Below are 25,126 nucleotides of genomic sequence, written 5' to 3'. Positions count from 1 at the left end.
CGGATCTCGGGTACCTGACAAGATTCCCGGGACCGACCCCCTCCCGTCGTCGTGCACCTGTCGACAATCTCGACTACTGAGAACGCAGTACAGGCACCCTCGCCGGTAGTCCGCACGCAGGACGGGCGGTACCCCTCGGGTAGGGGTACCGCCCGCGACGGTCAGGAGACGTACGCAGGTCAGGACACGTACGACGCCCCTTGCGCCGTGCTCACCACCGTGTCGGCCGCCGTCTGTGTGAGCAGCCCCGCCGTCACCCAGGCCGCCGTCGTCGACCGGACCCGCGTGACCAGCGCGGCCTTGTTCGCGAAGGGCGCCCCCGCCCAGATCTCGTCGAGCAGCGTGGTGCCGTCGGCCTTCGCCGGATTGGCGACCCCGGAGTCGACGGTCCCGAACACGACCTTCGGTTCGGCGCGCCGGACATAGGCGTGCGTCGGGTCCTCGGTCCCCTCGGAGAAGGGGGCGAACTCGGTGCCGTTCAGCGTGTAGTGCAGCGGCTTGCCGCTCACCGGGGTGAGGGACGGCAGCAGATCGCCCGAGAGCGCGGCGTTGCGGTACAGCCCGACGGACAGATAGCTGGTGCTCGAACTCCGCGCGACCAGGTTCACCGGCCCGTAGAACAGGGCCTGCAGTGACGGGTCGTCGAGCGCCTTCTCGACCCGCAGCCGGAACGGCACACTGATCCGGACGACATCTCCGCTCTGCCAGGTCCGGGACACCGCGAAGTAGCTCCCGGGGACCGGAGTCCCGCTCACCGCCTGCCCGTTGACGGTCACCCGGAACCCGGCCGTCGCCCACACCGGCACCCGCAGCCGCAGCGCGAAGGCCGCGCTGCCGCCCCCGATCGTGAGCGTGGTGCCCTGCTCCTTCGGATACTCGGTGGCCTGGGTGACCGTGACGCCCTTCTCGGCCCAGTTCAGGGTGGACGCGCTGTACAGGTTGACGTACAGGGAGGCGCCGTCGGCCGACTTGAAGTACACCGAGTCCTGGTACTTGGTGGCGCTCTCCATGCCGGTGCCCTCGCAGCAGGTCGTGCCCTGCTTGGGCGTGTAGTCGCGCACATGCCCGGGCGTGAGCCCGATGAAGTACGTGACGAGCGGCTTCTCGGCGTCGGCCTTGTCCTGCTTGGAGCCGAGCACCTGGTTGTGGAGCGCCCGCTCGTAGTAGTCCATGTACTTCGGGTCCTGCTCGTGGAAGAACAGCATCCGGCTCAGCTTGAGCAGGTTGTACGCGCAGCAGGTCTCGGCGTTGGTGTCGCTGACCGTCCCCGCGATCACCCCGCGCGCCTTCCAGAACTCACCCGTGCTCGTGCCGCCGATCCCGTACATGCGCTGCGGTACGACCATGCCCCAGAAGTTCTTCGCGGCGGTCAGATAGCGCGTCTCGCCCGTCGCGTCGTACAGCCGTACGTATCCGGTGAAGATCGGGATGTGCTGGTTGGCGTGCAGGCCGTTCAGGGTGTCGGTGTTCGCCGCGCACGCGTCGATGAGCGTGTCGAGGTCGAACAGCTTGGCCAGGGCGAGGTGATCGGCCTTGCCGGTGATCGTGTACAGGTCGACGATGGTCTCGACGATGCCGCCGAACTCGCCGCTGGAGAAGATCCCCCACATCCGCTGCAGGGTGGCGTCGGGCAGCTTGGACAGCCGGGAGTACATCCAGTCGCACATGCCCGACGCGAGGTCGAGTGCCCGGGAGTCGTCCGTGGCGAGATAGGCGTCCAGCAGACCCTTGAGGATCTTGTGCGCCGTGTAGTAGGGCGCCCACACCTTCGTGTAGTCACCGCTCGTCATCGACTCCAGCGCGATGAACTGCGTCTCCGGGTAGGCGGCGAGGAAGCCCTGATGGCTCGGGCCGCCCCAGGTACGGCGCAGGGTGGCGGTCAGTCCGCGCCCGGAGGCGTCCCCGAACGTGCCGCCGGAGGTGGCGGAGAAGTAGTACGAGGCGAGGTTGCCGAGCCCGGCGGAGGAGTTCTTGGCCTCGTTGCCCTGGAGCGAGGTGATCTCGGCCGCGGTCAGCGCGCGCGAGTAGACGTTGAACTCGTCGAAGGCGCCCGCGTAGACGGGGTCGCCGGAGTAGTTCGAGCGGCCGAGCCAGTTGTTCGTCAGGGTGCCGAGGACGGACGGGTTGAGGGTCATCGCGGTGTTCGTGGCGACGGCGGTGCCGTTGACGTAGAGCGTGCCCGTGGTGCCGGTGATGGTCACCGCGAGGTGGCTCCACTGGTTCAGCGGCAGCGCGGCGGTGCCGTTGAGGCCCTGTTCCCCGCCGGCCCCGCTGGTGGTGATGGCGAACCGCGGCACCCCGCCGGCGTTGCGGGAGGCCAGGTACATGTACCGGGTGGTGTCGTTGCCGAAGTCGAGGACACGCTGCCAGTTGGCGTCGTGGGTGGGCCTGACCCAGATCGACAGGGTGATCGCCGCGGCACCGCCCGGCACGGCCGCCGGGAGGTCCACGTACTGGTAGGAGCCCCGCACGTTCTCGTGCGCGCCGCCCCACCTCCCGGTGACGGTGAGCATGCGCGGGTCGGTGCGCAGCGCCGCGCGCACGTCGGTCAGCGCGCCGACCATGGTCGAGATCTTGTCGGCGTAGGCCTGCTCCCCGGTGCTCGCGTACGCCTGCGACAGCATGCTCAGGAAGTGGCCGGTGTAGTGGCCGCGCAGGTTGCCGTTGGCCTCGCCGTCCAGGCCCTCCCAGCCGCCCGGGGCGACCGCCCCGCCGGTGGAGAGGCCCGCGTTGGCGCGGAACACCTGGAGCAGCCGGTTCACGTCGTAGCCGCGCCCGTGGTCCAGCATGAGCTGGCGCTTGCTCGCGAAGACGCCCTGGCCGAGCGAGACGTCCTTCAGCTCGAACGGGCGGAGCGTCCAGGCGGACGGCGCGGGCAGGGCAGCGGCGGCGGCCCGGCCGGCGGCGGCGTAGGCGAACGCGGGCGCGGCGGCGGCGAGCACCGCGCTCTGGAGCAGAAACCGTCTCGACAGGTGGGGGGTCACATGTGCCTCGTCTCTGAGGTGACTGACGTAGCTGAGCTCTGAAGTCCCTTGATCCGTAAGGGTTTTCGCCCGGCGGGCTACTCGGTGTAGTAGGTCGCGTCCTGCTGGTCGAGCGAGGTGCTCAGCGGCTGGAGCTGGATCAGGCCGTTGTAGTGCCGGATGTAACGGCCCGGGAAGTTGTACGACTCGAAGGACACCCCGGCCGGGTCGGCGAGGCCCGCCCGCCGGGTGAAGGACGCGTCGGCCAGGAAGGTGGCCGTGCCGCTGTTCTTCTCCACCCACAGCTCGTAGTTCTTGTGCCGGAGGTAGTAGCCGGGGAAGTTCGCCGACTCCAGCGAGACGGTCCCGGAGCCGGTCAGTCCGGTGACGATCCGGAACTGCGAGTCGGCGAGGTTGGTGACGTTCGCCTCCAGCTTCGCCCGGTACTCCCAGTGCCGGATGTACCGGTCCGGGTAGTTGAACGACGAGAAGCGGACCGGGGTGAGACCGTCGGAGACCGGGATACCGAAGTTCGGGGTGCCGTCGGCGTTCCAGTACAGCTTCTGGTAACGGGTGCGCCGGTTGGGGTCGTTGAGCGGATCGCCGCTGATGTCCTTGTAGTTGCGGTCGTGGTAGACGAGGACGTCGGACTTGCCGTCCTCGGAGACCGTGAACGTGTTGTGGCCCGGCCCGTACTGCCCGGTCGAGGCGTTGCTCGTGAACACCGGCTGCGAACTCTTCGTCCAGGAGGCCGGGTTGAGCAGATCGGCGGAGGCGGACGCGGTCAGCAGACCCAGGCAGTAGTTGGCGTCGGTGGCGCTCGCCGAGAAGGACATGAAGACCTTCCCGCCCCGCTGGATGACGGAGGGCCCCTCGTTCACCGTGTGTCCGATGATCTCCCAGGACAGTGTGGGCCGGGAGATCATCGCCGGAGTGCCGCTGATGGTCCAGGGGTTGGACATCTTCGCGAGATAGATGTTGGTGCCGTCCCCGACGGCCGGGTCGTTCTGCGCCCAGCTCAGATAGCGGGTGCCGTTCACCACGAAGGTCGTCGCGTCCAGCGAGAAGGTGTCGAGCGGCAGCGCGATCCGGCCCTTCTCCGTCCAGGTCCCGGTGACGGGGTTGGCGGCCGAGGACTCCAGGACGTACGGGCGGATCTTCCAGATGTCGTTCGAGGCGCCGGCCGCGAAGTACACGTACCACTTGCCGTCGATGAAGTGGATCTCCGGAGCCCAGATGTGGGCGCCCATGTCGCCGGTGGCGTGCTTGGTCCAGATGGTCGTCTCGGCGGCGGTCGCCAGGCCCTGGAGCGTGGTGGCGCGCCGCAGCACGATCCGGTCGTACGCGGGGACCGTGGCGGTGAAGTAGTAGTAGCCGTCGGTGTGCTTGTAGATGTGCGGGTCGGCGCGCTGCTCGGCGACCGGGTTGGTGAAGGTGACGGCCGGGGAGGCCGGGACGGCGGCGAACGCCGGGGTGCCGATGGCGACGGGCACGGTCACGGCGACGACCAGGGCCGTGCAGGCCTTGAGGAGCGTGCGTCGGCTGGTCGAGCTGCTGCGGGTGCGGTCCACGGCGAGTCTCCTTCAGCGGCCTGTTTCCGGGCCGATATTGTTCGATATATGGAACGGTGTGCGGAGGTTCGACCGAAAGATAGGTAGGGGGCGTGAGTGAGTCAATGTTTCCGACAGATTGAATTCCGGTTGACCCCTCACACCCCCCCCGATATGCCTCCGCCACTCCCTGCGAAGATCGCCTAGAAGCGGGCTCCGATGGCCGTTCCGGCGCGCGGCACGAGGAAGTTGGGGGCGGCGGGCAGCGAACCGTCCGAGCGACGCGCGCCCGTGATCGCCGCAGGGTCGGTGCTCAGCACCGAGGCGGCGTTCCAAGTGCCTCCCAGATCCCAGGAGTTGCCGGTCGAGACGGTGGCGGAGCCGAGGGCGGCGGCACGTCCGTCGGCGACCGACAGGTTGGCGGTGAGGGTGGCGTGTCCCGCGGTGACGTCGAAGTCGAAGCCGGTGCCCGCGTTCCCGTACGCGGTACCGCGGTTGACGCCGATGGCACCCGGATTGCCGTTGTCCGTGAAGCCGTGCGCCGCGTTCTTGAACGCGGCGGTGTTGCGCAGGACGTGCGCCACGGCGGGCGCCGGGGTGCCGCCGCCGAGCTTGAAGCCGTTGCCGTCGCCCGCGAAGTCGGGGAAGTTCCAGCGGTTGACGCCGTTGCCGTACGCGATGGTGTTCTCGATCGTGACCGGCGAGGTGAACTTCCAGGCGTCGAAGCCGTCGTCCACGTTGTTCCACAACCGCGCGCCCCGCACGATGTTGCCGGTCCCGCCGCCTTCCTTGATGGCCAGCCCGTCCGCGCTCTCACCGTTCTTGCGCGGGTCGCGGTTGCCGTAACTGTCCAGGTCCAGGATCTGGTTGTTGCTGGAGGCACCCTGGAGCTGGAAACCGGACTCGTAGTTGTCGTGGGTGACGAGGCGGGCGAAGACGTTGTAGTTGCAGCCGTCGCAGTAGACGCCGTACGGCCCGTTCACGATCTCCAGCCCCGAGATCCGCCAGTACGAGGCCTCCTGGTGGATCGCACCGCGCTCGGCGCGCGGGATGCTGCCACCGACCGGTGTGTGACTGGCGGGCAGCCGCTCCCCGTCGACGACGACCCGCTCGCCCGCGTAGGTGCCCAGGGTGATGGGCTGGGACGCGGTGCCGGAGGTGGCGATGGTGATGTTGTCGGTGAGCGCGTAGGTGCCCCCGCGCACGGTGATCGTGTCGCCCGGTTTCGCCAGGTCGACGGCCTTCTGAATGGTCCTCAGGGGACGCGCGAGCGTGCCGGGCGCCGAGTCGTCGCCGCCCGTCGCCACCACGAGCGTCGTCGCGGCGCTCGCCCCCTCGGCGACGCCCACGAGCATCCCCGCTGTCATTAACGCGGTGCCCAGTACCGCCGTTCCCGTCCGGATCGCTGCGTTGCGCATGTACGGCTCCCGCCTCTGCCTCGGCTGTGTCGCCAAGGAGTGGCCACCGACGCCGTGGAGGTTGCCGGGTCCGGCTGACTAGGGTCAGGGACCGTGACGCAGAACAGAAACCCGAGCGGCAGCAGACCGCTCGCCGTGTTCGACCTCGACAACACGCTCGCCGACACCGCGCACCGGCAGCGGTTCCTGGAACGCAAGCCGCGCGACTGGACGGCGTTCTTCGCCGCCGCGCCGCACGACCCGCCGCTCACCGAGGGTGTCGCGCTGGCCCTGGAGAGCGCGCGGGAGTGCGAGGTCGTCTACCTCACCGGCCGGCCCGAGCGCTGCCGCCGGGACACGCTCGCCTGGCTGGCCGCGCACGGACTGCCCGAGGGACGTGTCTGGATGCGGCGCGACGACGACCGCAGACCCGCCCGCAGCACCAAACTGGAGACCCTGCGCCGGCTGGCCCGCGACCGCGAGATCCGCGTCCTGGTGGACGACGACGAACTCGTCTGCCAGGACGCGGAACGCTCGGGCTTCAGGGTCGTACGGGCCCGCTGGACGGCCGAGTCGACCGCGCTGAAGGAGGCGCAGGAGGCCGAGGGCCGGACCTGAGCAGACGGCCCACGGCTGTCACTCGCCGTCGTCCAGCCGGAAACCGACCTTCAGACCGACCTGGTAGTGCTCGACCTGCCCGTCCTTGATCTGGCCCCTGACCTGCGTGATCTCGAACCAGTCCAGGTTGCGCAGGGTCTGCGAGGCCCGGCTGATGCCGTTGCGGACGGCCTGGTCGACGCCTTCGTGCGAGGTGCCGACGATCTCGGTGACCCGATAGGTGTGGTTCGACATGCGGGTGCTCCTTCGCGGTACTGGAGGTACTGGAGGTACTCGGTGTAATGGATCTTCCTGGCGGCATTCCACGTTCCACCGTGCCCCATGTGACGGCGGTTCGCGAGGTGTCGCTAACGGGCGACGCTCAGCGACAGGGCGAACAGGCCCCGCTCGTCCGTCCACCACCGGGTCGGCTCCAGCCCGGCGGCGGCCAGTTCGGCGCCCACACCCTCCTTCCTGAACTTCGCCGACACCTCCGTACGCATCTCCTCACCCACCGCGAAGTCCACGGCGAGATCGAGTACGGGGATCTTCACGGTCTGCTCGGCGAGCGAGCGCAGCCGCATCTCGATCCACTCGTTGGCGGAGTCCCACAGGGCGACATGCTCGAAGGCGTCAGGGTCGAAGTCGGCGCCGAGTTCGCGGTTGACGACAGCCAGCACGTTCTTGTTGAACCGGGCCGTCACACCCGCCGCGTCGTCGTACGCCGGGACCAGCACCGAGGCGTCCTTGACCAGGTCCGTGCCGAGCAGCAGCGCGTCGCCGGGCGACAGCAGGGAACGCACCGAGGACAGGAACGCGGCCCGCTCGGCGGGCAGCAGATTGCCGATCGTGCCGCCGAGGAACGCCACCAGCCGGGGCCCGGGCGTGCCCGGCAGCGCCAGCCCGCCGGTGAAGTCGGCGATCAGCGCGTGCACACCGAGCCCGGGCCGCTCGGCGATCAGCGCCTCGCCCGCCTGTCGCAGCGCGCTCTCACTGACGTCGACCGGGACGTACGTCTCCAGGTCCGGCAGCGCGTCCAGCAGATGCCGGGTCTTCTCCGACGAGCCGGAGCCCAGCTCGACCAGCGTGCGCGCACCGGTCGCGGCGGCGATCTCCCCGGCCCGGGCGAGCAGGATCTCGCGCTCGGACCGGGTCGGGTAGTACTCGGGCAACCCGGTGATCTCGTCGAAGAGTTCGCTGCCGTGGGCGTCGTAGAACCACTTCGGCGGGAGGGTCTTGGGCGTGCGGGTGAGCCCGTGGAGGACGTCGGCGCGCAGGGCGGCCTCCGTGGCGTCCTCGGGCAGGGTGCGGGTGACCAGAAGCGGACTCACGTACGAAGCTCCTCGGGTGGTACGGATGCCAGGTCGTCGCTCATGTCCCGGAGCGGGGTGAGCCGTACCCCGGTGCGGCTCGCGATGACGAGGGTGCGGTCGGGTACCTCCTGCCAGCGGGGATCGTCGTCGTACGGCTCTGACGCCACGACCGTGCGGGGACCGGGTCCGGTCAGGTGGAAGAGGGTGTCGCCCCAGGTGGTCGCGGCGATCGTCGTGCCGTCGGTGAGCAGCAGGTTGAGGCGGGAGCCGGGGGCCGCCGCGTCGACCTCCAGGACGGTGCGGGCCAGCGCCCGCCCGACGTCGTCGCCGGCGTGCAGCCGGTGCAGCACCAGGGCCCACAGGAACGCCGAGTCGGAGCGTGCCTCCATCGACAGCAACTCCTCGCCGGGCAGGGCCTGTACGAGAGGCGCGAGGGACCCCGGCCAGCCCCTGACCGCCCCGTTGTGCCCGAACAGCCAGGCACCGGCGGCGAAGGGTGCCGCCGCGGCCTCTCCGTCGGCGCCGGCCAGCGTCGCGTCCCGTACGGCGGCGAGCAGCGCGGTGGTGCGTACGACCCGGGCGAGGTCGGCGAACGACGCGTCCCCCCAGACGGGCCCGGCACGCCGGTAGCGGGCCGGCACCGGATCACCCTCCGCGTACCAACCGACGCCGAAACCATCGGCGTTGACGGTCCCGTGCCGCTGGTGCCGGGGTGCCCAGGACTGCCGGTACAGCCCGTGCGGCGGCTCCACGACCACACTGCCGATCGCCTCCGGGGTTCCCAGGAAGGCTAGTTGACGGCACATCAGACGGCCTCCGGGGTACGTGCGGTGCGGAACCCGGAGAAGATCTGCCGCCGGATCGGATAGTCCCAGTTGCGGAACGTCCCCCGGCAGGCCACCGCGTCCACGGCGAACGAACCACCGCGCAGCACCTTGTACTCGGGCCCGAAGAACACCTCCGAGTACTCCTTGTACGGGAACATGCTGAACCCCGGGTACGGCAGCAGATCGCTGGCCGTCCACTCCCACACGTCACCGATCAACTGCCTTACCCCGAGCGGCGATTCACCGGCCGGGTAGCTTCCGGCGGGCGCCGGACGCAGATGCCGCTGACCGAGGTTGGCGTGCTCGGGGGTGGGGTCGGCGTCGCCCCACGGGTAGCGCGTCGAGCGGTCGGTCGCCGGGTCGTGCCGGGCGGCCTTCTCCCACTCCGCCTCGGTGGGCAGCCGGCGCCCGGCCCAACGGGCGTAGGCATCCGCCTCGTACCAGCAGACGTGCACGACGGGCTCCTCGGGCGGCACCACCTCGGTGACGCCGAACCGGCGCCGCAGCCACTGCCCGCCGTCCCGGAACCAGAACAGCGGTGCGTACAGGGAGTGCTGGCGTACGTGTGCCCAGCCGTCCGGCGTCCACCAGCGCGGGTCGTCGTAGCCGCCGTCCGCGATGAACGCCTGGTAGGCGGCGTTCGTCACCGGGGTCGTGTCGATGAGGAAGGGCGCCACCTCGCGCCGGTGTGCGGGCCGTTCGTTGTCCAGGGACCACGGCTCGGTGGAGGTGCCCATCGTGAACGGGCCACCGGGGACCAGGACTTCGGCCGGACCGGTGAAGGGGGGAGCGGGCTCGGGGTCGGGAGCGCTGAGAACCGCCGGCCCCTTCCGGAGCTGATGGGTGATCAGCATCGTCTCGTCGTGCTGCTGTTCGTGCTGGGCGATCATCCCGAAGGCGAACCCGGCCTCGGTCAGCCGCGCGCCCGTACCTTCGAACGCGGCGCTCTCCAGCACGTCCAGGGCCCGGCCGCGCACCTCCGCCGCGTACTTACGGGCCTCGTCGGGCGGCAGCAGCGGCAGGGAGGGCCGTTCGGCGCGGGAGTGCTCGAAGGCGTCGTACAGACCATCGATCTCGGGCCGCATCGGCTCCCGCCCGGCGACCGCGCGCAGCAGCCACATCTCCTCCTGGTTGCCGATGTGCGCGAGGTCCCACACCAGCGGGGACATCAACGGCGAGTGCTGGGCGGTGAGTTCAGGATCGTCCACGGAGGTGAGGAGCGCGGTCCGCTCCCGCGCGGTGGTGAGCGCGGCAAGGGCGCGCTCCCGGAGCGTCTCCGGGTCCAGGGCGGGGTCGGTCATGTGCGGAGATTCCTTCCGTACGAAGTGCCGTGCGCACGCGGGTCCGTGTCGCGCAGGCTGTCGAGCAGGTCGTCGGCCGGGCAACGGCCTTGAACGACGTAGCGGTCGAGGTACGCGGCGACAGCGTCGACGACCTCCCGGCTCGCGCCGAGCCGGGGCAGGGCGTCCAGCGCGGCCGTGAAGCAGACGAGGGCGACCTCGTGCAGCTCGGGGTCGGCCAGGCCGTGGCGGGCCGCGTCGGACCACAGCGGATTGTGCGGGGCGGGCAGTGACCCGGTCCGCTCGGCGAGCGGCTTGACCGCCCGGTAGGCCAGCTCGGCGGCCTCGGGGTCGTCGAAGAGCGCGGCCGTGACGGCGAGCGGGACGATCCAGCCGTCGTCGCCGGGCTGGGCGTCGATCATGCGCAGTTCGAGATGGCCGCGCGGCCGGACCGGGGGGAACAGGGTCGTCAGGTGGTAGTCGAGATCCTCACGCGTCGGCGGCCGGGGCACCCCGGACCGGATCCACTCCCGGAACGTCAGCCCGTCCTCCGGCACGTCCCAGGGCCCGTCGTCCCGCCGTACGCACATCACCGGGGCGTCGAGCACATGCCGGGCCCAGGCCTGCCGCGGCTCGGCGTCCAGCGGCTGTGCCCCCGCCCGCCCGGCGCCGATCTCCATCCACAGCACCTGCCGGGTGGACCGCCAGCCGGTGGGGCTGCCCACGGCGAGCGGGGAGTTGGCGAAGGCGGCCACGAGGACCGCGCCGAGCTGGTGCGCGAGCCACCAGCGCCGTCCGTGCCCGAGGGGGCCCGGCTCCTCGTGCCCGGCGTCGAGGCACACCTGCACGGAGGCCGAGGTGCACATCATGGCGCGGCCGGCCGGACCCGTGAGGTCGAGGGACCGCTCCAGGGCGTCGTAGCGCGGCTCGTGCAGGAAACGACGGGGCGGGTGCCAGGGGTCCTGGCCGATGCCGACGATACCGAGACCGTGCTCGCGCAGTACCGCGCGGACGGCGTCCAGGTCGGCGGAGACGGATCCGACGCACTCCATCAGGGAGTCGGCGGGAGCGGAGCTGAGCTCCAGCTGACCGCCCGGTTCGACGGTGAGCGCCGACCTGAGAGGCAGGGTCCGCAGTGCGGCGTAGGCCGCTTCGAGCCGTTCGGGTGTCACGGGGAGCCGCGGTTGCCGCAGCTCGTGGACGAGCCATTCCACCTCGACACCGAGGGTGCGCGGCGGTCCGGTCTTGAAGCAGATCCCCCGGACCAGGGCTTCGACCTCGGCCTCGGAGAGAGCGGTGCGGCGCTTTGTACAGCCGCTTACCGAATCGGACATGTCGGGATCCTCCTGAGATTCCACCATGCCGCCGGCCCGGCTTCGGGTGGGCCGGACAGGCAACGATCGTCCCACCCAAACTCCTCGCGCCGAATCGCACAAGGGTGCACATGGGCACTTTCAGGACGATGGATCTCCGTTTCCATGGCGTTCGTGAGCCGTTCACATACCCGGAAAACTCTGTTGCACCGGGTGTCCAGCATCACCCACGATGCCTGTATGAGCACGGCGGGGGAGCGAGTACCGGGCACGGTCATGGCGCACACGGGGGTGGCGCCATGAGCGCCCGCCTGCGCGACCTCGCGCGTGGTACGGAGGAGATCGTCGCGGCCGGTTCCTATCGCGCGTCCGACGGACGCGAGGTGCGACTCGCCGCGGCGATCAAGGCCGCCCGGGCGGGCACACGACTCTACGGCCCGGGCCCGCTGGACGTCCCTGTGGCGGCCTCACCGCTGGACACCTCCTTCGAGGTCACCGGCGAGAGCAGCCTGGAGGCCGCCCGCCGCCTCCCCGGCCCGGTGGCGGTCCTGAACTTCTCCTCGGCCCGCAACCCGGGCGGCGGCTACCTGAACGGCGCCCAGGCCCAGGAAGAGGCCCTGTGCCGGGCCTCCGCGCTGTACACCTGCCTGACGGAGGTGCGCGAGTTCTACGACCACCACCGCACCCACCGCGACCCGTTCTACACCGACCGCGTCATCCACTCACCCGGGGTACCGGTCTTCCGCGACGACCGGGGCCGCCTCCTGGACGATCCGTACACGGCGGGTTTCCTCACCTCGGCGGCCCCGAACGCGGGCGTCGTACGGCGAACGGCCCCCGAGCGGGTGACGGACATCCCCCGGGCCCTGGCGTCACGCGCGGAACGCGTCCTCGAAACGGCGGCCACGGAGGGCTACCGCCGCCTGGTCCTGGGCGCCTGGGGCTGCGGAGTCTTCCAGAACGACCCGGCGACGGTGGCGACCACGTTCAGAGACCTGCTGGTGACCGGCCGCTTCGAGGGCAGATTCGAGAAGGTCGTGTTCGCGATCCTGGACCGGACGACCGGCACGACAACAAGGGCGGCTTTCGAACGTACCTTCGCGTCGTAAGGGTGCGGGGCTGTGACCTCAGCGCCACCCGTACAGCTCTTGCAACCGCCGCACAACGGAGTTGAACCGCATCCGGTCCAACGCACAGGCCTCCCGCCGCATCCCGTCCTCGAACAGCCGCAGCACCCGATCCACGTCGACCCACGAGTCCCGGCCGGTCCGATCCCACGGCCCGCTCCCGATCGGAACCCACTCCCGGTCCCCGTCATGCCGTTTGCTGGACAACTGCACGGCGAGAAAGGTCCCGGCGGCCTCACGAGCGACAACGAGCACGGGCCGGTCCTTCCCCCGCCCGTCGTTCTCCTCGAACGGCACCCAGGTCCACACGATCTCGCCCGGATCGGGATCGCCGTCGTGGGCGGGCGAGTACTCCGTACGCACCCGCCCGACGTCGCGAGGATCGGCCTCGGTGGTGGCGGAGGGGCCATAACGCCCCGGAACATCGGCATCGGTGAAGGCAGTCACGGGGCTCACGTTAGAGCCTGAGCCCCGTGACTCACCGCATCACCCCTCGTTCTTCTCCACCGGCACCTTCTGAACCGTCGGCGCCGCCAGCCCGTTCAGCGCCGAAGTCCCGTTCGGTGTCTGCCCGTTCTGGTTCATGGACGTGAGCAGTTGCCGTGCCAGCCCCAGCCCCGTTCCGCCCATGGTGAGCGCCTTGGCGAGCATCTCCGCCATGCCGTCCGCACCGTTGAGCACCACCATGTTGTCCACGCTGCCGAACGCGGACGCACCGGCCTTCACGATCTCCGGCCAGTTCTCGGCGAGTTGCTGGGCGACCACCGCTTCCTGGTTCTCCGCGAGCGCGGCGGCCCGCGCCTTGATGGTCTCCGCCTCCGCGAGCCCCTTCGCCCTCGTCGCCTCGGCGGCGGCGAGGCCCTTGGCCTGGGACGCGGCGGCCTCGGCCTCACCGGTGGCCCTCGTCGACATGGCGACGGCCGCACCCCGCGCCTTGGTCGCCTCGGCCTCGGCGTTCGCGGCCGTCTTGACCCGGTTCGCCTCGGCCAGGGCCGCGAGCTCGGTCTCCTTGGCCTTGGCCTGCGCCGCCGAGATACGCGCGTCACGCTCGGCCTCGGCCCGCGCCCGCGTCTCGTAGGCCTGCGCGTCGGCCGGCTTGCGGACGTCCGCCTGGAGCTGCTGTTCCCGGCGCAGGGCGTCGAGTTCGGCGATGCGTGTCTCCTGGATGACGACGTCCTGCCGGGCGGCGGCGTCGGCGAGCGGTCCGGCCTGCCGGGCCTTCGCCGCGGCCTTGTCGCGCTCCGCCTGGTATCCGGCCTGCAGGATCTCGCTGTCCCGGGTGGCCTCCGACATCCGCGCCGCGGCCTTCTGCTCGGCCTCGGTGGCGAGACGGTTCGCCTCGGCCTGCGCGATGCGCGCGTCCCGCTGGACGGCGGCGGCGTGCGGCATGGCGAGGTTCTTGATGTACCCGGTCGGGTCCTCGATCTCGTGGATCTGGAGGGAGTCGACGATCAGGCCGAGCTTCTCCATCTCGGTGCCGCACGCGGCCCGGGTCTGCCCGGTGAGCTTCTCGCGGTCGCGGATCATCTCCTCGACGGTCAACCCGCCGACGATGGAACGGAGATGACCGGCGAACACGTTGTGCACGCGCTCGGCCATCATCTTCTGCTGGTCGAGGAAACGGCGGCCAGCGTTGGCGATCGACACGAAGTCGTCGCCCACCTTGAAGATGACCACGCCCCGCACCTTGAGCGGAATGCCCTGGGTGGTCACGCAGTCCACATGCAGTTCGGTCTCGTTCAGGTCGAGCGAGATCTTGCGCACCGCCTGGACCCCGGGCAGCACAAGGGTGCCCCGCCCGGTGACGATACGGAACCCCATGCCTGCCTCAAGGCCTTCGGTCCTGTGCTTGGAACCGGAGATGATGAGTGCCTCGTTGGGTTCAGCGACCCGCCACATCATCTTGAAAATACCGATGAGTGCGAGGACGGCTACTACCGCGACCCCCGCAACGACGCCGACGAACATCGGCATACGCCCCCTTTGCCTGGTGCCCTTTCGGCACCGAACGACGCAAGGGTGCTCCTGTGCGAGGCCTGGGTACAGCGGCTGAGGAATCCTTGTTGCAAGCTTGACGCACACGTGATCATCCGCAGACGTACGGACCCCACGACAGCACGTCCGCCGGGCTCAGCCGTCGTACGCGGAGGTGACGTACACGGTGCGTGGCGGCAGGTACTCGACGACCATGACCACCGTCCCCCGCTCGATACGATCCTGGGCCGCGGAGGCGTACGCCAGGAAGTGCTCGGCGCCGCCGCGCACCCGGACGATCACCTCGCCGACCAGCCCCGGCCCGATCGTGCCCGTCACCCGCCCCATCAAGCCGACCATCGCCGCGTCGTCCATGGTCACAGCCTACGGGCCCAAGCCCCCTTGTGCCGCCGTCGAGTCGGCGGCGGGTTGCAACGGCGGCCACCGCTCGTGCCAGCGCAGGTCGGCCTCCAACTGCGCGGCCAGGGAGACGAGCAGCGGCTCACTGTTCGCCGGACCGAGCAACTGGGCGCCCACCGGCAGCCCCTCGCCCACGAACCCGGCCGGCACGTTCACCCCGGGCCAGCCCAGCACGTTCCACGGCCAGGCGTACGGGCAGGCGGCGATCATCGCGCGGTCGGTGGCCAGCCCGTTCAGCTCCAGCAGCGCACCGATGCGCGGCGGGGGAGCGGCCGTGGTCGGCGCCAGGATCACGTCGTACGAGGAGAAGAGGACGCCGATCCGCCGGTGCAGGGCGGACTCCGCACGCCGGGCCAGTCGCAGCGGCGGTCCGCCGAGCAGCCGGCCCAGCCGGGCGGAATTCCGGGTGCGCCGGTCGAGCAGCGCGGGGTACGGGGCCTCGCGGACCCGCTCGGCGATGCCGGCGGTGGCGCGGGGGACGAAGGTGAGCCCGATCTGCCCGTACGCCGGGTCGGCCTCCTCGACCGTGTGGCCCAACGAGGCCAGTTTCTCGGCGAGTTGGACGACCCGGGCCCGTACGTCGGGCTGCAGCCGTGCGGGCAGCGCCGTGAACGGCGGTGTGAGCGAGAGGGCGATGCGCAGCCGTCCGGGGTCACGGCCGGCCGCCTCGGACGCGCTGATCGTCGGCGGTCGGTGCGGATCCCGTACGTGGTTGCCGCTCGCCGCGTCCAGGAGGAGGGCCGCGTCCGCGACCGTACGGGCCAGGGTGCCGTTGACCGTGATGCCGTGGAAGGACTCGGGGCGCGGCCAGGTGGAGATGCGCCCGCGCTGCGGTTTGATGCCGATCAGCTGGGTCCAGGAGGCCGGGATGCGCACCGAACCGGCGCCGTCCGAGCCGAGGGCGGCGGGGACCAGGCCCGCGGCGACGGCGGCGGCCGAACCGCCGGACGAGCCGCCCGGGGTGTGGCCGGGGTGCCAGGGGTTGCGTGTCGCGCCGAAGGCGGGGCCCTCGGTGAAGGGCCACTGGCCGAACTCGCAGGTGTTGGTCTTGCCGACGACGATGGCGCCGGCCGCGCGCAGCCGCCGTACCGCCTCGCCGTCCTCGGGCACCGGCGGGAACTCGCCCCGGCAGCCGAACGCGGTCGGCTCGCCCGCCACGTCCGTGTCGTCCTTCACGGCCACCGGTACGCCGAGCAGCGGCCGGCGCCGGCCGGCCGCCAGCTCCCGGTCGGCCGCGTCGGCCTCGGCGAGCGCGGCCTCGGCCCGCACGATCCGGAAGGCGTTGAGCGTGCCCTGCGTCGCCGCGATCCGGGCGAGGGCCTGCTCGACGAGCGTCCGCGAGGTCACCTCGCCGTCGGCCAGCGCACGGGCACACTCCACGAGCCCGGGGGCACGCTCGGCAGTCATACGGACACCTCCGTCGTACACCGTCGCACCGCGTCGATGTGTTCCCCATAGTGATTGCACAGCTTCACTACCGCACGGTAACCGTTGACGGGGCGGCGCGGTGCGAGATATCGAATGTGCCGCGTCCGGAGAGAAACTCACAGGTCCGGAGCGTGTCCGAAGTATTGACGTGCGCACGACTCGGATTTACGGTCTGACCGATTTACCGAACCGCGTTCGCAATGTCGAACGCGGAGAGCCGTCGGTTGGATCACCAAGGAGCCGCACGTGACCAGTCCCCGCCCCACGCCCTCCCGCCGCAGCCTGCTGCGCGCGCTGGCCGTCCTGCCCGCCTCGGCGCTCGTCCTGGGCGAACTGCCCGGACTGCTCGGCACCGCCGCCGCGGCGGCCCCGCCCAGCGGCTCCGCCACGCGCTACACCATCGTGCCGTTCCTCAACAGCAACGACGGCACGGTGAACGTCTACCAGTCCGACGACGCGACCGACTTCCGGCTCGTGCAGTCCTCGGCCTACACCCCGCCCAGCAACCGCATCCGCGACGCGAGCGTCCTCAAGCACACCAACGGCTACTACTACGTCACCTACACCACGCACACCTGGCAGGACGCCAGCACCACCATCGGCTTCGCCCGCAGCTCGGATCGCGTCAACTGGACCTTCCTGTACGACTACACGGTCCCGATCGCCGGCCTGTCCCGCGCGTGGGCACCCGAGTGGTTCGTCGACAGCGACGGCAGCGTGAACATCATCGTGTCCTGCTCGGTCACCAGCGACGAGTGGATCTTCACGCCCTACCTGCTGAAGGCGACCAACTCCGCGCTCACGGCGTGGAGTTCACCGGTGGCCCTGTCGGGCATCGGGTCGAACCACATCGACACGTGCATCGTGAAGATCGGTTCGACGTACCACGCCTTCCCGAAGAACGAGACGACCAAGTACATCGAGTACGCCACCGCCTCCAGCCTTGCCGGCCCCTACACCATCTCGAAGACCGGCGACTGGGCCGGCTGGGGCAGCTACCGCGAAGGCCCGTCCGTGGTCCAGCTCGACAACGGCGGCTGGCGGATCTTCTTCGACGGCTACGGCGACGGGAAGTACTACTACAGCGACAGCTACGACACGTTCGCCACCTGGACCGCCGCGAAGGCACTGCCCTCGATCTCCGGAACGGCCCGTCACTTCACGGTGGTCAAGGAGACGGTCAGCGGCGGCCCGACCCTGTCGAAGGGCGTCACGCGCTCCTTCCAGTCGGTCAACTACTCGACGCGGTACTGGCAGGTGCAGTCCTCCCTGCTCAACCTCCCCGTGGTGAGCAGCTCCAGCACCACCGCGCTCAAGCAGGCGTCCACCTTCACGGTCGTCGCGGGACTGGCCGACGGCAACGGCTACTCGTTCCGCGACAGCTCCGGCAACTACCTCCGCCACTGGGACTTCCGCGCCCGCTTCGACGCCAACGACGGTACGTCGACCTTCGCGAAGGACGCCACGTTCATCGCCCGGACGGGCACGGCGTCGGGGTCGGTGCGCTTCGAGTCGTACAACTATCCGGGCTACTTCCTGCGCCACTACAACTACCAGTTGCGGGTGGACGTGACGGACGGCACGGACACCTTCCGGCAGGACAGCTCGTTCGTGCCGGTGACGGCCTGGGCGTAGTCACCGTCCCGCTATGGGCGCCCCAAATGCCTCATGGTCAGGGCCAGTTGCAGCCTGAGTCGGCCCTGGGGGGTACGGACGGGCCAGCCGAGGAGCGCCTCGGCGTGGCCCAACCGGTCCTGGAGCGTGGAGTGGTGGACGTTGACCTCGACGGCGGCGCCCCGCAGGCTCGCCGTCGAGGCGACGGCGTGCAGCGTCGTCAGCATCCAGGGCGCGTCCGCGACCGCGGCCTCCAGCGCCTGTACGTCGGGCGGCGGATCCGCCCCCGGTACGACGAGCTCGGCGAGCAGCCCGATACCGCCGAGCTCGTCGGCGTACACGACCCGTGGCCCGGGGGCGTGCGGGGTGCCGTCGGCGGTGAAACGGAGCGCGGTGCGGGCGGCGGCCCAGGAGCCCGGCAGTTCGAGCACGGGCACGGCGGGGCCGACACCGACCCGGCCGGACGGGAGGGCGAGGCCGGCAGGTCCGGTGTCGGCGGCGGCCGGCCTGGCGCGGGCCGAGTCCTCCGGGGCCGGCGGCCGGCCTTCGACGGGTGCCGATCCGCGCAGTGCGGTGGCGGCCAGAACGCGGGGCGGACCGACCGACGGCGCGATCGCGTGGGCCGGGGCGGCCGGGTCCAGGCCGAGCCGACGGGCCGCGTGCAGCCGTGCCTGCTCCGGTGCGGTGGCGTCGAGAAGGGTCTCGACGAGTGCCGGGTCGTCGGCGGGGGCCGCCGGCGCGCGACCGCGCGTGCGGTCCAGGACGTCCCGGGCGGCAGCCGCCGCGCGCTCCAGGATCACCGCGTCGACGACGCTGGGCGCTCCCGCCCGCTCCAGCCACAGCGCCGGGGCACCGTCCGGCGACAGCGAGGCGGACGGCCAGGCGGGGTCCGGCGGCTGGTCCGTGTCCCGGCGGCGCCCGTCGGTCTCGACGCGCAGACGCACCCGCCGCCCGGCGTCGGCGAGCCGCGCCGGACACCCGGCCAGCACGGCGGCCCCGCGCACCAGTGCTTCGAGGCCGGCCCGGTGCTCGGCCAGCCGGTCGAAGTAGGCGATGACCCGGACAGCGGCGCCGGCATCCGGATCCAGCGCGGTCAGCCGCCCCGCGAGCTCTTTCATGGCCCCATGGTGCCAGTTGCTCCGCAGGTTGTGCGGTTCGTTGGCCGCGGGCCCGGTGTGGGCTGTTCGCGCAGTTCCCCGCGCCCCGGGGGGCGCCCCCCCGGGCCCTGGCCATGCTCCTCGCGGGCTGGTGGCTGAGTGTTCCGCCGCGGGCCCGGTGTGGGCTGTTCGCGCAGTTCCCCGTGCCCCTGGGGGGTCTGTGCCCCACGGGGCGCAGACCCCCCAGCCGCCCTACTCCGCGAGCAGCCTGCGCAGCCACTCCAGCTGGGCCGACTGGCAGGCCTGGGAGAGGGCCGCCTGGGGGGCGAAGCCGTCGAAGCCGTGGAAGCCGCCCGGCCATACGTGCAGCTCGGCGACTCCGCCGGCCTGCCACAGGCCCGTGGCGTAGGCGACGACCTCGTCGCGGAACGTCTCGGCGGAGCCGACGTCGAGGAAGGCCGGGGGAAGGCCGGACAGGTCCGTCGCGCGAGCCGGAGCGGCGTACGGGGAGACGTCCGGGCCGCCGCGCCGCTCGCCGAGCAACGCGGTCCACCCCGTGTCGTTGGCCGTGCGGTCCCACACCCCGAGGCCCGCCATCTGGTGCGTGGACGGGGTGTCGTTGCGGTCGTCGAGCATCGGGCACATCAGCAGCTGGCCGACGGGACGCGGACCCTTGCGGTCCCTGAGCAGCAGTGCCAGCGCGGCCGTCAGACCACCGCCCGCGCTGGCGCCCGCGATGACGATCCGCTCCGGGTCGGCGCCGATCTCCCCGGCGTGTTCGGCGGTCCACAGCAGCCCGGCGTACACGTCGTCGACGGGCGCCGGGTACGGGTGCTCCGGCGCCAGCCTGTACTCCACGGACACCACGACCGCGCCGAGCTCCTTGCCCCATCTCAGCGGGCCGTCCACACCGACGCGGTTGTTGCCGAGCACCATGCCGCCGCCGTGGACGTGGTAGATCACCGGCAGCGGCCCGTCGGCCGACGGAGCGACCGGCCGGCAGATCAGCAACGAGATGTCGGGCGCGTTCTCGGGGCCTGGCACGACCCGGTCCTCGACCTCGAAGGCCCCGTCCAGGGTGAGGTCCATGTCCGCCAGCATCTCTATGCCGGGTCCGTTGCGGGTGGCCTCGATCTCGTCCATGGTCAGCCCGGGCGGCAACGTGTCCTTGATCATCTCCAGGACGGCGGCGAGTTCCGGGTCGAACGGGGGCGGCGTAAGCGTCATTGCCTCTGCTCCTCATGCTGCGTGCGGCGGCTCGTACGGCGATGATCCGCGCGTCCCCGGGGCTACGGCACACCGCCGTACGGCGGGACTTGCCCGCCATTCGGCGGGTAATCCGGTCGGCCCCGCCCCGACCGAATCGATGCCTGTGTCACTGACCTGGGGATTTTGCCAGGTGATGAACCTTTGTTCACCGCATTGGGGTGGAAAGGATCACGGGTGGTGACAACGCTGCCATTGCCCCCCTTCCCCTGGAGTACCTGTGAACGTCTCATTCGCCGTCTGGACGCTGACCGTCGTCGGCCTGTGCGTCCTCGTCGCCGTCGACTTCTTCATCGGCCGCAAACCCCACGACGTGTCCCTGAAGGAGGCCGGCACCTGGACCGTGGTGTGGGTCGTCCTCGCCTGTCTGTTCGGGCTCGGCCTGGCTGTCTACGGCGGATCCAAGCCCACCGGTGAGTTCTTCGCCGGGTACATCACCGAGAAGTCGCTGAGCGTCGACAACCTCTTCGTCTTCGTCCTGATCATGGGCAAGTTCGCGGTGCCCTCGCAATACCAGCAGCGGGTGCTGATGGTCGGCGTCCTGGTCGCCCTCGTGCTGCGCGCCGGGTTCATCGCGGCGGGCGCGGCGATCATCTCCACGTTCTCGTGGGTGTTCTACATCTTCGGCGCCTTCCTCGTCTGGACCGCCTGGAAACTGGTCCAGGACGCCAGGAAGGGCTCGCACGAGGAGGGGGCCGAAGGGTACGAGGAGAACAAGCTGCTGAAGATGGCCGAGAAACGGTTCGGCGTCGCGGACCGGTACCACGGTACGAAACTCTTCGTCGTGGAGAACGGCAAGCGGATCATGACGCCGATGATGGTCGTCATGCTCGCGATCGGCTCCACGGACGTGCTGTTCGCGCTCGACTCCATCCCCGCCATCTACGGGCTGACCCAGGACCCGTACATCGTCTTCACCGCGAACGCCTTCGCCCTGATGGGCCTGCGCCAGCTGTACTTCCTCATCGGCGGCCTGCTGAAGAAGCTGGTGCACCTCAGCTACGGCCTGTCGATCATCCTCGGCTTCATCGGGGTGAAACTTGTGCTGCACGCGCTGCACGAGTCCGGCGTCCACGTCCCGGAGATCTCCATCCCCTTCTCGCTCGGCTTCATCGTCCTCGTGCTGGCCGTCACGACCGTGACGAGCCTGCGGGCGTCGAAGAAGCAGGAGGAGGCCGAAGCGGCCCGGCTTCGGGCTTGACTTCGTGTGCGCTCCAGGAACTAGCGTCGTTCCCGGAACACCGCTGGATGCAGGCGAACGGAGACGGACATGCGACTCGGCGTGCACATCAATCGGTTCAACCACCCCGGAGGCGGCCCCGCGCTCGGCCCCGAGCTGGCGGCAGCCGGCGCCGCGGCCGAGGCGGCGGGCGTCCACCGGCTCACGGTCATGGACCACTACTTCCAGATGGAGTTCAACGGCGGCGCCGAGGACCCCATGCTGGAGGCCTACACGACCCTCGGCTTCCTCGCCGCCCACACCTCCACGGTCCGCCTCGGCGCGCTGGTGACCGGTGTGACGTACCGCCACCCCGGACTGCTCGCCAAGATCGCCACCACGCTCGACGTGCTCTCCGGCGGCCGGGCCACCCTCGGCATCGGGGCGGCCTGGTACGACCGTGAGCACGCGGGGCTCGGGGTGCCGTACCCGGCGACGGCCGAGCGGTTCGAGCGGCTGGAGGAGACCCTGCGGATCTGCCTCCAGATGTGGGACCCGGACAACAACGGGCCCTTCGAGGGCACGCACTACCGTCTCGCCGAGACGCTCTGCGTCCCGGCGCCTGTCAGCTCACCGCGCCCGGAGATCATGATCGGCGGCGGGGGAGAGCGCAAGACCCTGCGCCTGGTCGCCCAGTACGCGGACGCCTGCAACCTGTTCGCGAGCACTCCGGACGAGATCGGGCACAAGCTCGACGTCCTGCGCGGCCACTGCGACAGCGTGGGACGCCCGTACGACGACATCACCAGGACGCTTCTCTACATGGGCGACGCGTCCGAGAAGAACGACGTCGACGGCTTCGTCCGGGACATCGAGGGCTACGCCAAGTTCGGCATCGAAACGGTCATGCTGGGACCGCGTACGGGTGAACCCGCCGCGTGGATCGAGCGGTTCGTGGCCCCGGCGGCGCGGCGCGCGGCCGAGCTGGGCTGAGGCCGGCGGACATGACGGAGGGCCGGAGCCGCCCTGCGCGGCTCCGGCCCTCCGTCATGCGTACGTCGATCAGGCGGCGGCGGGCGATACCTCGGCGTGGAGCAGGCCGATGAGCTCGGTCAGCTGCGCGGCGACCTCGGCGTCGTCGGAGGGGTGCGTCTCGGCGAAACGGACCAGCGAGCCGGGGATGGCGAGCTTGACATCGAGAACCTTGGCACCGGCGATGCCGGCGGCCTTGCGGGCCTCGTCCTGCGCCCAGACGCCGCCGAACTGGCCGTACGCGGTGCCGACCACGGCGAGCGGCTTGTCGGTGAGGGCGCCGGCACCGTACGGGCGGGACAGCCAGTCGATGGCGTTCTTCAGGACGGCCGGAATCGTGCCGTTGTACTCGGGCGAGAAGAGCAGCAGCGCGTCGGCCGAGTTGGCGGCCTCGCGCAGGGCGACGACGGGGGCCGCCAGGCTGCCCTCCACGTCGATGTCCTCGTTGTAGAACGGGACGTCGGCGAGGCCTTCGAACAGCACGACCTCGGCGCCTTCGGGGGCGAGCTTCACGGCCGCCTCGGCGAGCTGGCGGTTGGTGGAACCGGCACGAAGGCTGCCGACGAGGGCGAGAATACGAACAGACATAAAGGACTCCACAGGGGCTGAAACGTTGTCGTCACGATCCGGACCGAAGTCCGTTTGCAGTTCTATCAGTGAAACGGACCGCGGTCCAGTTTTCTTCCGAGGCGTTACGCTGTCTTCATGTCCGACACCCTGCCGCCCTTCCCGACGCCCCAGTGGGGGGCCGGCGAGCACCTGCTGCTGGAACTGGGCAGCGGAGTCGGCGCCGATGTCGAGCCCGAGGCCGGAGCCGACGAGCCGTGCCTGCGCGCCGACGCCGCACGCAACCGTGCCCGCCTGCTGGAAGCCGCCGCACGGCTGGTGGAGCAGTTCGGCGCGGCCGGCGTGACGATGGAGGCGGTGGCCGCCGCGGCGCAGGTGGGCAAGGGGACGGTGTTCCGGCGCTTCGGGGACCGCACCGGTCTGCTGATGGCCCTGCTCGACCACTCGGAGCGGAAACTCCAGGCCGCCTTCCTGGCCGGTCCGCCGCCGCTCGGACCAGGGGCGCCGCCCGTGGAGCGGCTGCGCGCGTTCGGTGTCGCGGTGCTGCGCCGGGCCGTCGACGAACTGGAACTGCAACTGGCCGCCGAGGGGGAACCGGACCGCCGCTTCGCTTCCGCACCGCGCATGGTGCTGTCCGCCCACGTCACCATGCTGCTGCGCCAGGCGATCCCGGGTGCCGACTGCGAACTCCTCGCGAAAACGCTGATGGGATATCTGGATCCGGCCCTCATCCATCACCTGACCAAGCAGTGCGGGATGGCGCCGGCGCGGCTGGAGGCGGGCTGGATCGACCTCGTCGACCGGATCGCGGGCGGTACGCCTGCGCGGTGAGAGCGAGTTTCGGCCAACTGCGCCGGCCGCACTCCGGCGTGCGGGATTGGTCAACCGGTCGCACCTGTCCGGGACCTGACGCAGGGTGTCCGGAAAGCGCGTTCGGCGCGCGGCGGTATGGAATAGGGCCGTGAAGTGGTCGTACAACAGGCCCCGGGCCGCTGGGAATGATCTTATTGAGGCGTTCGAGTAAAGCGCTTTCCCGAACCGCTTTCGTCAACTGCCTTTGCTATCGGGTCGATTGCGAAGTTCCCCCGGTCAAAAACGTGCCCCGAGCTTCTGCAAAGATGCCGTACGTCATGGTGCAGATACCGAATTCGGCCGCCCCGGCGGTACCCCAGCCGCGCTCCGTGCCCACGAGCGCGGATGTGGCACGCCTGGCCGGCGTCTCGCGCGCAACCGTCTCCTACGTCCTCAACAACACCAGTGCGGTCCGGATCAGCGAACCCACCCGCCGTCGCGTCCACGAGGCCGCGAAGGAACTCGGGTACGTTCCGCACGCGGCGGCCCGCAGTCTGCGGGCCGGACACAGCCGCATGGTCCTGATGCCCGCGCCGAGCGTGCCGATCGGCCCGCTCTACAGCCAGTTCATCAACGAACTCCAGTGGGCGCTCAGCCGTCTCGACTACACCGTCGTCCAGTACGCCTCCGTCGGCCTGCGCGGCGACGAGGCCGCCCGGGCCTGGGCCGAGCTGCGGCCCGCCGCCGTCCTCGTGCCCGTCGGCGGGATCGGACCCGAGGGTGTGGCCGTCCTCAAGCGCTCCGGCGCCCGGGCCGTCGTCACGCTCGGTGCCGAGCGCATCGCGGGTGCGCACAGCCTGCTCGTCGACCACGCGGGAGTCGGCCGCGTAGCGGGCGCGCACCTTTACGCCAGTGGCCGCCGCCGGATCGGCGTCGTCGTGCCCGAGGAGCCCGGGCTGAAGGTCTTCTCCAAGCCCCGCCTCGACGGGGTGCGCAGCGCGGTGGAGGGCACGGACGCCTCGGTGACCGTGCTGCCACTGGCGTACGAGGAGGACTCCGCGGCCCGGCTCGCCGCCCGCTGGCCCGAACTCGGCCTGGACGCCGTCTTCGCGTTCAACGACGAGTACGCGATGCTCCTGATGCGGGCCCTGCAGGACGCGGGCGTCTCCGTCCCGGACGACACGGCGCTGGTCGGTGCCGACGACCTGGTCCTCGGCCGGTTGCTGCGGCCCAGACTGAGCACGGTGCACATCGAACTCCCGGCCGGCCGGGATCTCGCGGAACTCGTCGACCGCGCCGTGCGCAACCCCGGCGCCGACGCCGAGACCCACCACGTCCACGGAGCGACGCTCGTCCACCGCGACTCCAGCTGATCCGCTGTCCGCCCGTGGCGACTTGGGCGGCGCGGTT

Annotated in this window: 22 protein-coding genes; 7 read left to right on the top strand and 15 right to left on the bottom strand. The window is 70.6% G+C overall.

The window, feature by feature from the left end; genetic code table 11:
• Positions 1-179: 179 nt before the first annotated feature.
• From ACW4TU_RS04910 to ACW4TU_RS04900, 3 genes are all read right to left on the bottom strand, one after another.
• A complete protein-coding gene (locus tag ACW4TU_RS04910) occupies positions 180-2,984 on the bottom strand; it encodes a beta-L-arabinofuranosidase domain-containing protein (protein WP_457424967.1) in 2,805 nt (934 codons plus the stop codon).
• Between the two features lie 77 nt (positions 2,985-3,061).
• Entirely contained in the window at positions 3,062-4,474 is a 1,413-nt protein-coding gene (locus ACW4TU_RS04905; RefSeq protein ID WP_457430710.1) for a family 43 glycosylhydrolase, read from the bottom strand.
• A gap of 242 nt (positions 4,475-4,716) precedes the next feature.
• Positions 4,717-5,931, bottom strand: a complete 1,215-nt coding sequence (locus ACW4TU_RS04900; protein ID WP_457424965.1) for a right-handed parallel beta-helix repeat-containing protein — start codon at positions 5,929-5,931, stop codon at positions 4,717-4,719.
• 93 nt (positions 5,932-6,024) lie between these two features.
• Here ACW4TU_RS04900 and ACW4TU_RS04895 point away from each other — a divergent pair, with 93 nt between their 5' ends.
• Complete coding sequence (locus tag ACW4TU_RS04895) at positions 6,025-6,528, top strand: phosphatase domain-containing protein (RefSeq protein ID WP_457424963.1); 504 nt, start codon at positions 6,025-6,027, stop codon at positions 6,526-6,528.
• Between the two features lie 18 nt (positions 6,529-6,546).
• Here ACW4TU_RS04895 and ACW4TU_RS04890 read toward each other — a convergent pair whose 3' ends face one another.
• The 5 genes from ACW4TU_RS04890 to egtA all read right to left on the bottom strand — a co-directional run bounded on the left by ACW4TU_RS04890 (position 6,547) and on the right by egtA (position 11,261).
• Positions 6,547-6,762, bottom strand: coding sequence for a dodecin (locus tag ACW4TU_RS04890; RefSeq protein WP_164316982.1), 216 nt, complete (start codon positions 6,760-6,762; stop codon positions 6,547-6,549).
• Positions 6,763-6,875: 113 nt separating this feature from the next.
• On the bottom strand, positions 6,876-7,838 hold the full coding sequence (gene egtD / locus ACW4TU_RS04885; RefSeq protein ID WP_457424961.1) for an L-histidine N(alpha)-methyltransferase: 963 nt from the start codon (positions 7,836-7,838) through the stop codon (positions 6,876-6,878).
• Positions 7,835-8,626, bottom strand: coding sequence for an ergothioneine biosynthesis protein EgtC (gene egtC, locus ACW4TU_RS04880; protein WP_457424959.1), 792 nt, complete (start codon positions 8,624-8,626; stop codon positions 7,835-7,837). Before egtC ends, egtD begins: the two co-directional genes overlap by 4 nt.
• Positions 8,626-9,948, bottom strand: a complete 1,323-nt coding sequence (gene egtB, locus ACW4TU_RS04875; RefSeq protein WP_457424957.1) for an ergothioneine biosynthesis protein EgtB — start codon at positions 9,946-9,948, stop codon at positions 8,626-8,628. The genes egtC and egtB overlap by 1 nt, the downstream gene beginning before the upstream one ends.
• Positions 9,945-11,261, bottom strand: coding sequence for an ergothioneine biosynthesis glutamate--cysteine ligase EgtA (gene egtA / locus ACW4TU_RS04870; protein WP_457424955.1), 1,317 nt, complete (start codon positions 11,259-11,261; stop codon positions 9,945-9,947). Before egtA ends, egtB begins: the two co-directional genes overlap by 4 nt.
• A gap of 278 nt (positions 11,262-11,539) precedes the next feature.
• Between egtA and ACW4TU_RS04865 the strand changes: the two genes are divergently transcribed.
• On the top strand, positions 11,540-12,349 hold the full coding sequence (locus ACW4TU_RS04865; protein WP_457424953.1) for a TIGR02452 family protein: 810 nt from the start codon (positions 11,540-11,542) through the stop codon (positions 12,347-12,349).
• Between the two features lie 18 nt (positions 12,350-12,367).
• Here ACW4TU_RS04865 and ACW4TU_RS04860 read toward each other — a convergent pair whose 3' ends face one another.
• The 4 genes from ACW4TU_RS04860 to ACW4TU_RS04845 form a co-directional block, all read right to left on the bottom strand.
• Positions 12,368-12,814 carry a type II toxin-antitoxin system PemK/MazF family toxin gene (locus ACW4TU_RS04860; protein ID WP_457424951.1) on the bottom strand — a complete coding sequence of 149 codons (447 nt, stop codon included), beginning with the start codon at positions 12,812-12,814 and terminating at the stop codon, positions 12,368-12,370.
• Between the two features lie 39 nt (positions 12,815-12,853).
• Positions 12,854-14,341, bottom strand: a complete 1,488-nt coding sequence (locus ACW4TU_RS04855) for a flotillin family protein (protein WP_457424949.1) — start codon at positions 14,339-14,341, stop codon at positions 12,854-12,856.
• Between the two features lie 156 nt (positions 14,342-14,497).
• Positions 14,498-14,716: a hypothetical protein gene (locus ACW4TU_RS04850; protein ID WP_239135298.1), complete on the bottom strand. Its 219-nt coding sequence runs from the start codon at positions 14,714-14,716 to the stop codon at positions 14,498-14,500.
• Between the two features lie 9 nt (positions 14,717-14,725).
• Positions 14,726-16,168 (bottom strand): amidase, encoded by a 1,443-nt coding sequence (locus tag ACW4TU_RS04845; protein ID WP_457424946.1) that lies wholly within the window; start codon positions 16,166-16,168, stop codon positions 14,726-14,728.
• Between the two features lie 267 nt (positions 16,169-16,435).
• Between ACW4TU_RS04845 and ACW4TU_RS04840 the strand changes: the two genes are divergently transcribed.
• Positions 16,436-17,824 carry a glycoside hydrolase family 43 protein gene (locus ACW4TU_RS04840; protein WP_457424944.1) on the top strand — a complete coding sequence of 463 codons (1,389 nt, stop codon included), beginning with the start codon at positions 16,436-16,438 and terminating at the stop codon, positions 17,822-17,824.
• An 11-nt stretch (positions 17,825-17,835) separates the two neighbouring features.
• Here the strand turns inward: ACW4TU_RS04840 and ACW4TU_RS04835 are convergent, their stop codons facing one another.
• Both ACW4TU_RS04835 and ACW4TU_RS04830 read right to left on the bottom strand, forming a co-directional pair.
• Positions 17,836-18,921: a helix-turn-helix domain-containing protein gene (locus tag ACW4TU_RS04835; protein ID WP_457424942.1), complete on the bottom strand. Its 1,086-nt coding sequence runs from the start codon at positions 18,919-18,921 to the stop codon at positions 17,836-17,838.
• Positions 18,922-19,152: 231 nt separating this feature from the next.
• The gene (locus ACW4TU_RS04830) at positions 19,153-20,127 is read right to left on the bottom strand and encodes an alpha/beta hydrolase (RefSeq protein ID WP_457424940.1); all 975 of its coding nucleotides are present in this window, start codon (positions 20,125-20,127) and stop codon (positions 19,153-19,155) included.
• Between the two features lie 259 nt (positions 20,128-20,386).
• Between ACW4TU_RS04830 and ACW4TU_RS04825 the strand changes: the two genes are divergently transcribed.
• Both ACW4TU_RS04825 and ACW4TU_RS04820 read left to right on the top strand, forming a co-directional pair.
• A complete protein-coding gene (locus tag ACW4TU_RS04825; protein WP_457424938.1) occupies positions 20,387-21,367 on the top strand; it encodes a TerC family protein in 981 nt (326 codons plus the stop codon).
• 69 nt (positions 21,368-21,436) lie between these two features.
• Positions 21,437-22,318 (top strand): LLM class F420-dependent oxidoreductase, encoded by an 882-nt coding sequence (locus tag ACW4TU_RS04820; protein WP_457424936.1) that lies wholly within the window; start codon positions 21,437-21,439, stop codon positions 22,316-22,318.
• Between the two features lie 69 nt (positions 22,319-22,387).
• On the opposite strand, the gene ACW4TU_RS04815 is transcribed toward ACW4TU_RS04820, so the two are convergent.
• A complete protein-coding gene (locus ACW4TU_RS04815; RefSeq protein ID WP_457424934.1) occupies positions 22,388-22,945 on the bottom strand; it encodes an NADPH-dependent FMN reductase in 558 nt (185 codons plus the stop codon).
• 117 nt (positions 22,946-23,062) lie between these two features.
• On the opposite strand from ACW4TU_RS04815, the gene ACW4TU_RS04810 reads away from it, so the two are divergent.
• Entirely contained in the window at positions 23,063-23,755 is a 693-nt protein-coding gene (locus tag ACW4TU_RS04810) for a TetR/AcrR family transcriptional regulator (protein WP_457424932.1), read from the top strand.
• Between the two features lie 299 nt (positions 23,756-24,054).
• Positions 24,055-25,089 carry a LacI family DNA-binding transcriptional regulator gene (locus ACW4TU_RS04805; protein WP_457424930.1) on the top strand — a complete coding sequence of 345 codons (1,035 nt, stop codon included), beginning with the start codon at positions 24,055-24,057 and terminating at the stop codon, positions 25,087-25,089.
• Positions 25,090-25,126 lie beyond the last annotated feature (37 nt).

This window comes from Streptomyces kryoterrae, assembly GCF_054072135.1.
This window is presented reverse-complemented; position numbering and strand designations above follow the sequence as displayed.

Excerpts from the sequence above, each read along its gene's own strand:
- ACW4TU_RS04900 (WP_457424965.1), bottom strand. The coding sequence starts at position 5,931 with ATGCGCAACGCAGCGATCCGGACGGGAACGGCGGTACTGGGCACCGCG.
- ACW4TU_RS04890 (WP_164316982.1), bottom strand. The coding sequence starts at position 6,762 with ATGTCGAACCACACCTATCGGGTCACCGAGATCGTCGGCACCTCGCAC.
- egtC (WP_457424959.1), bottom strand. The coding sequence starts at position 8,626 with ATGTGCCGTCAACTAGCCTTCCTGGGAACCCCGGAGGCGATCGGCAGT.
- egtB (WP_457424957.1), bottom strand. The coding sequence starts at position 9,948 with ATGACCGACCCCGCCCTGGACCCGGAGACGCTCCGGGAGCGCGCCCTT.
- egtA (WP_457424955.1), bottom strand. The coding sequence starts at position 11,261 with ATGTCCGATTCGGTAAGCGGCTGTACAAAGCGCCGCACCGCTCTCTCC.
- ACW4TU_RS04865 (WP_457424953.1), top strand. The coding sequence starts at position 11,540 with ATGAGCGCCCGCCTGCGCGACCTCGCGCGTGGTACGGAGGAGATCGTC.
- ACW4TU_RS04855 (WP_457424949.1), bottom strand. The coding sequence starts at position 14,341 with ATGCCGATGTTCGTCGGCGTCGTTGCGGGGGTCGCGGTAGTAGCCGTC.
- ACW4TU_RS04850 (WP_239135298.1), bottom strand. The coding sequence starts at position 14,716 with ATGGACGACGCGGCGATGGTCGGCTTGATGGGGCGGGTGACGGGCACG.
- ACW4TU_RS04845 (WP_457424946.1), bottom strand. The coding sequence starts at position 16,168 with ATGACTGCCGAGCGTGCCCCCGGGCTCGTGGAGTGTGCCCGTGCGCTG.
- ACW4TU_RS04835 (WP_457424942.1), bottom strand. The coding sequence starts at position 18,921 with ATGAAAGAGCTCGCGGGGCGGCTGACCGCGCTGGATCCGGATGCCGGC.
- ACW4TU_RS04830 (WP_457424940.1), bottom strand. The coding sequence starts at position 20,127 with ATGACGCTTACGCCGCCCCCGTTCGACCCGGAACTCGCCGCCGTCCTG.
- ACW4TU_RS04820 (WP_457424936.1), top strand. The coding sequence starts at position 21,437 with ATGCGACTCGGCGTGCACATCAATCGGTTCAACCACCCCGGAGGCGGC.
- ACW4TU_RS04815 (WP_457424934.1), bottom strand. The coding sequence starts at position 22,945 with ATGTCTGTTCGTATTCTCGCCCTCGTCGGCAGCCTTCGTGCCGGTTCC.
- ACW4TU_RS04810 (WP_457424932.1), top strand. The coding sequence starts at position 23,063 with ATGTCCGACACCCTGCCGCCCTTCCCGACGCCCCAGTGGGGGGCCGGC.
- ACW4TU_RS04805 (WP_457424930.1), top strand. The coding sequence starts at position 24,055 with ATGGTGCAGATACCGAATTCGGCCGCCCCGGCGGTACCCCAGCCGCGC.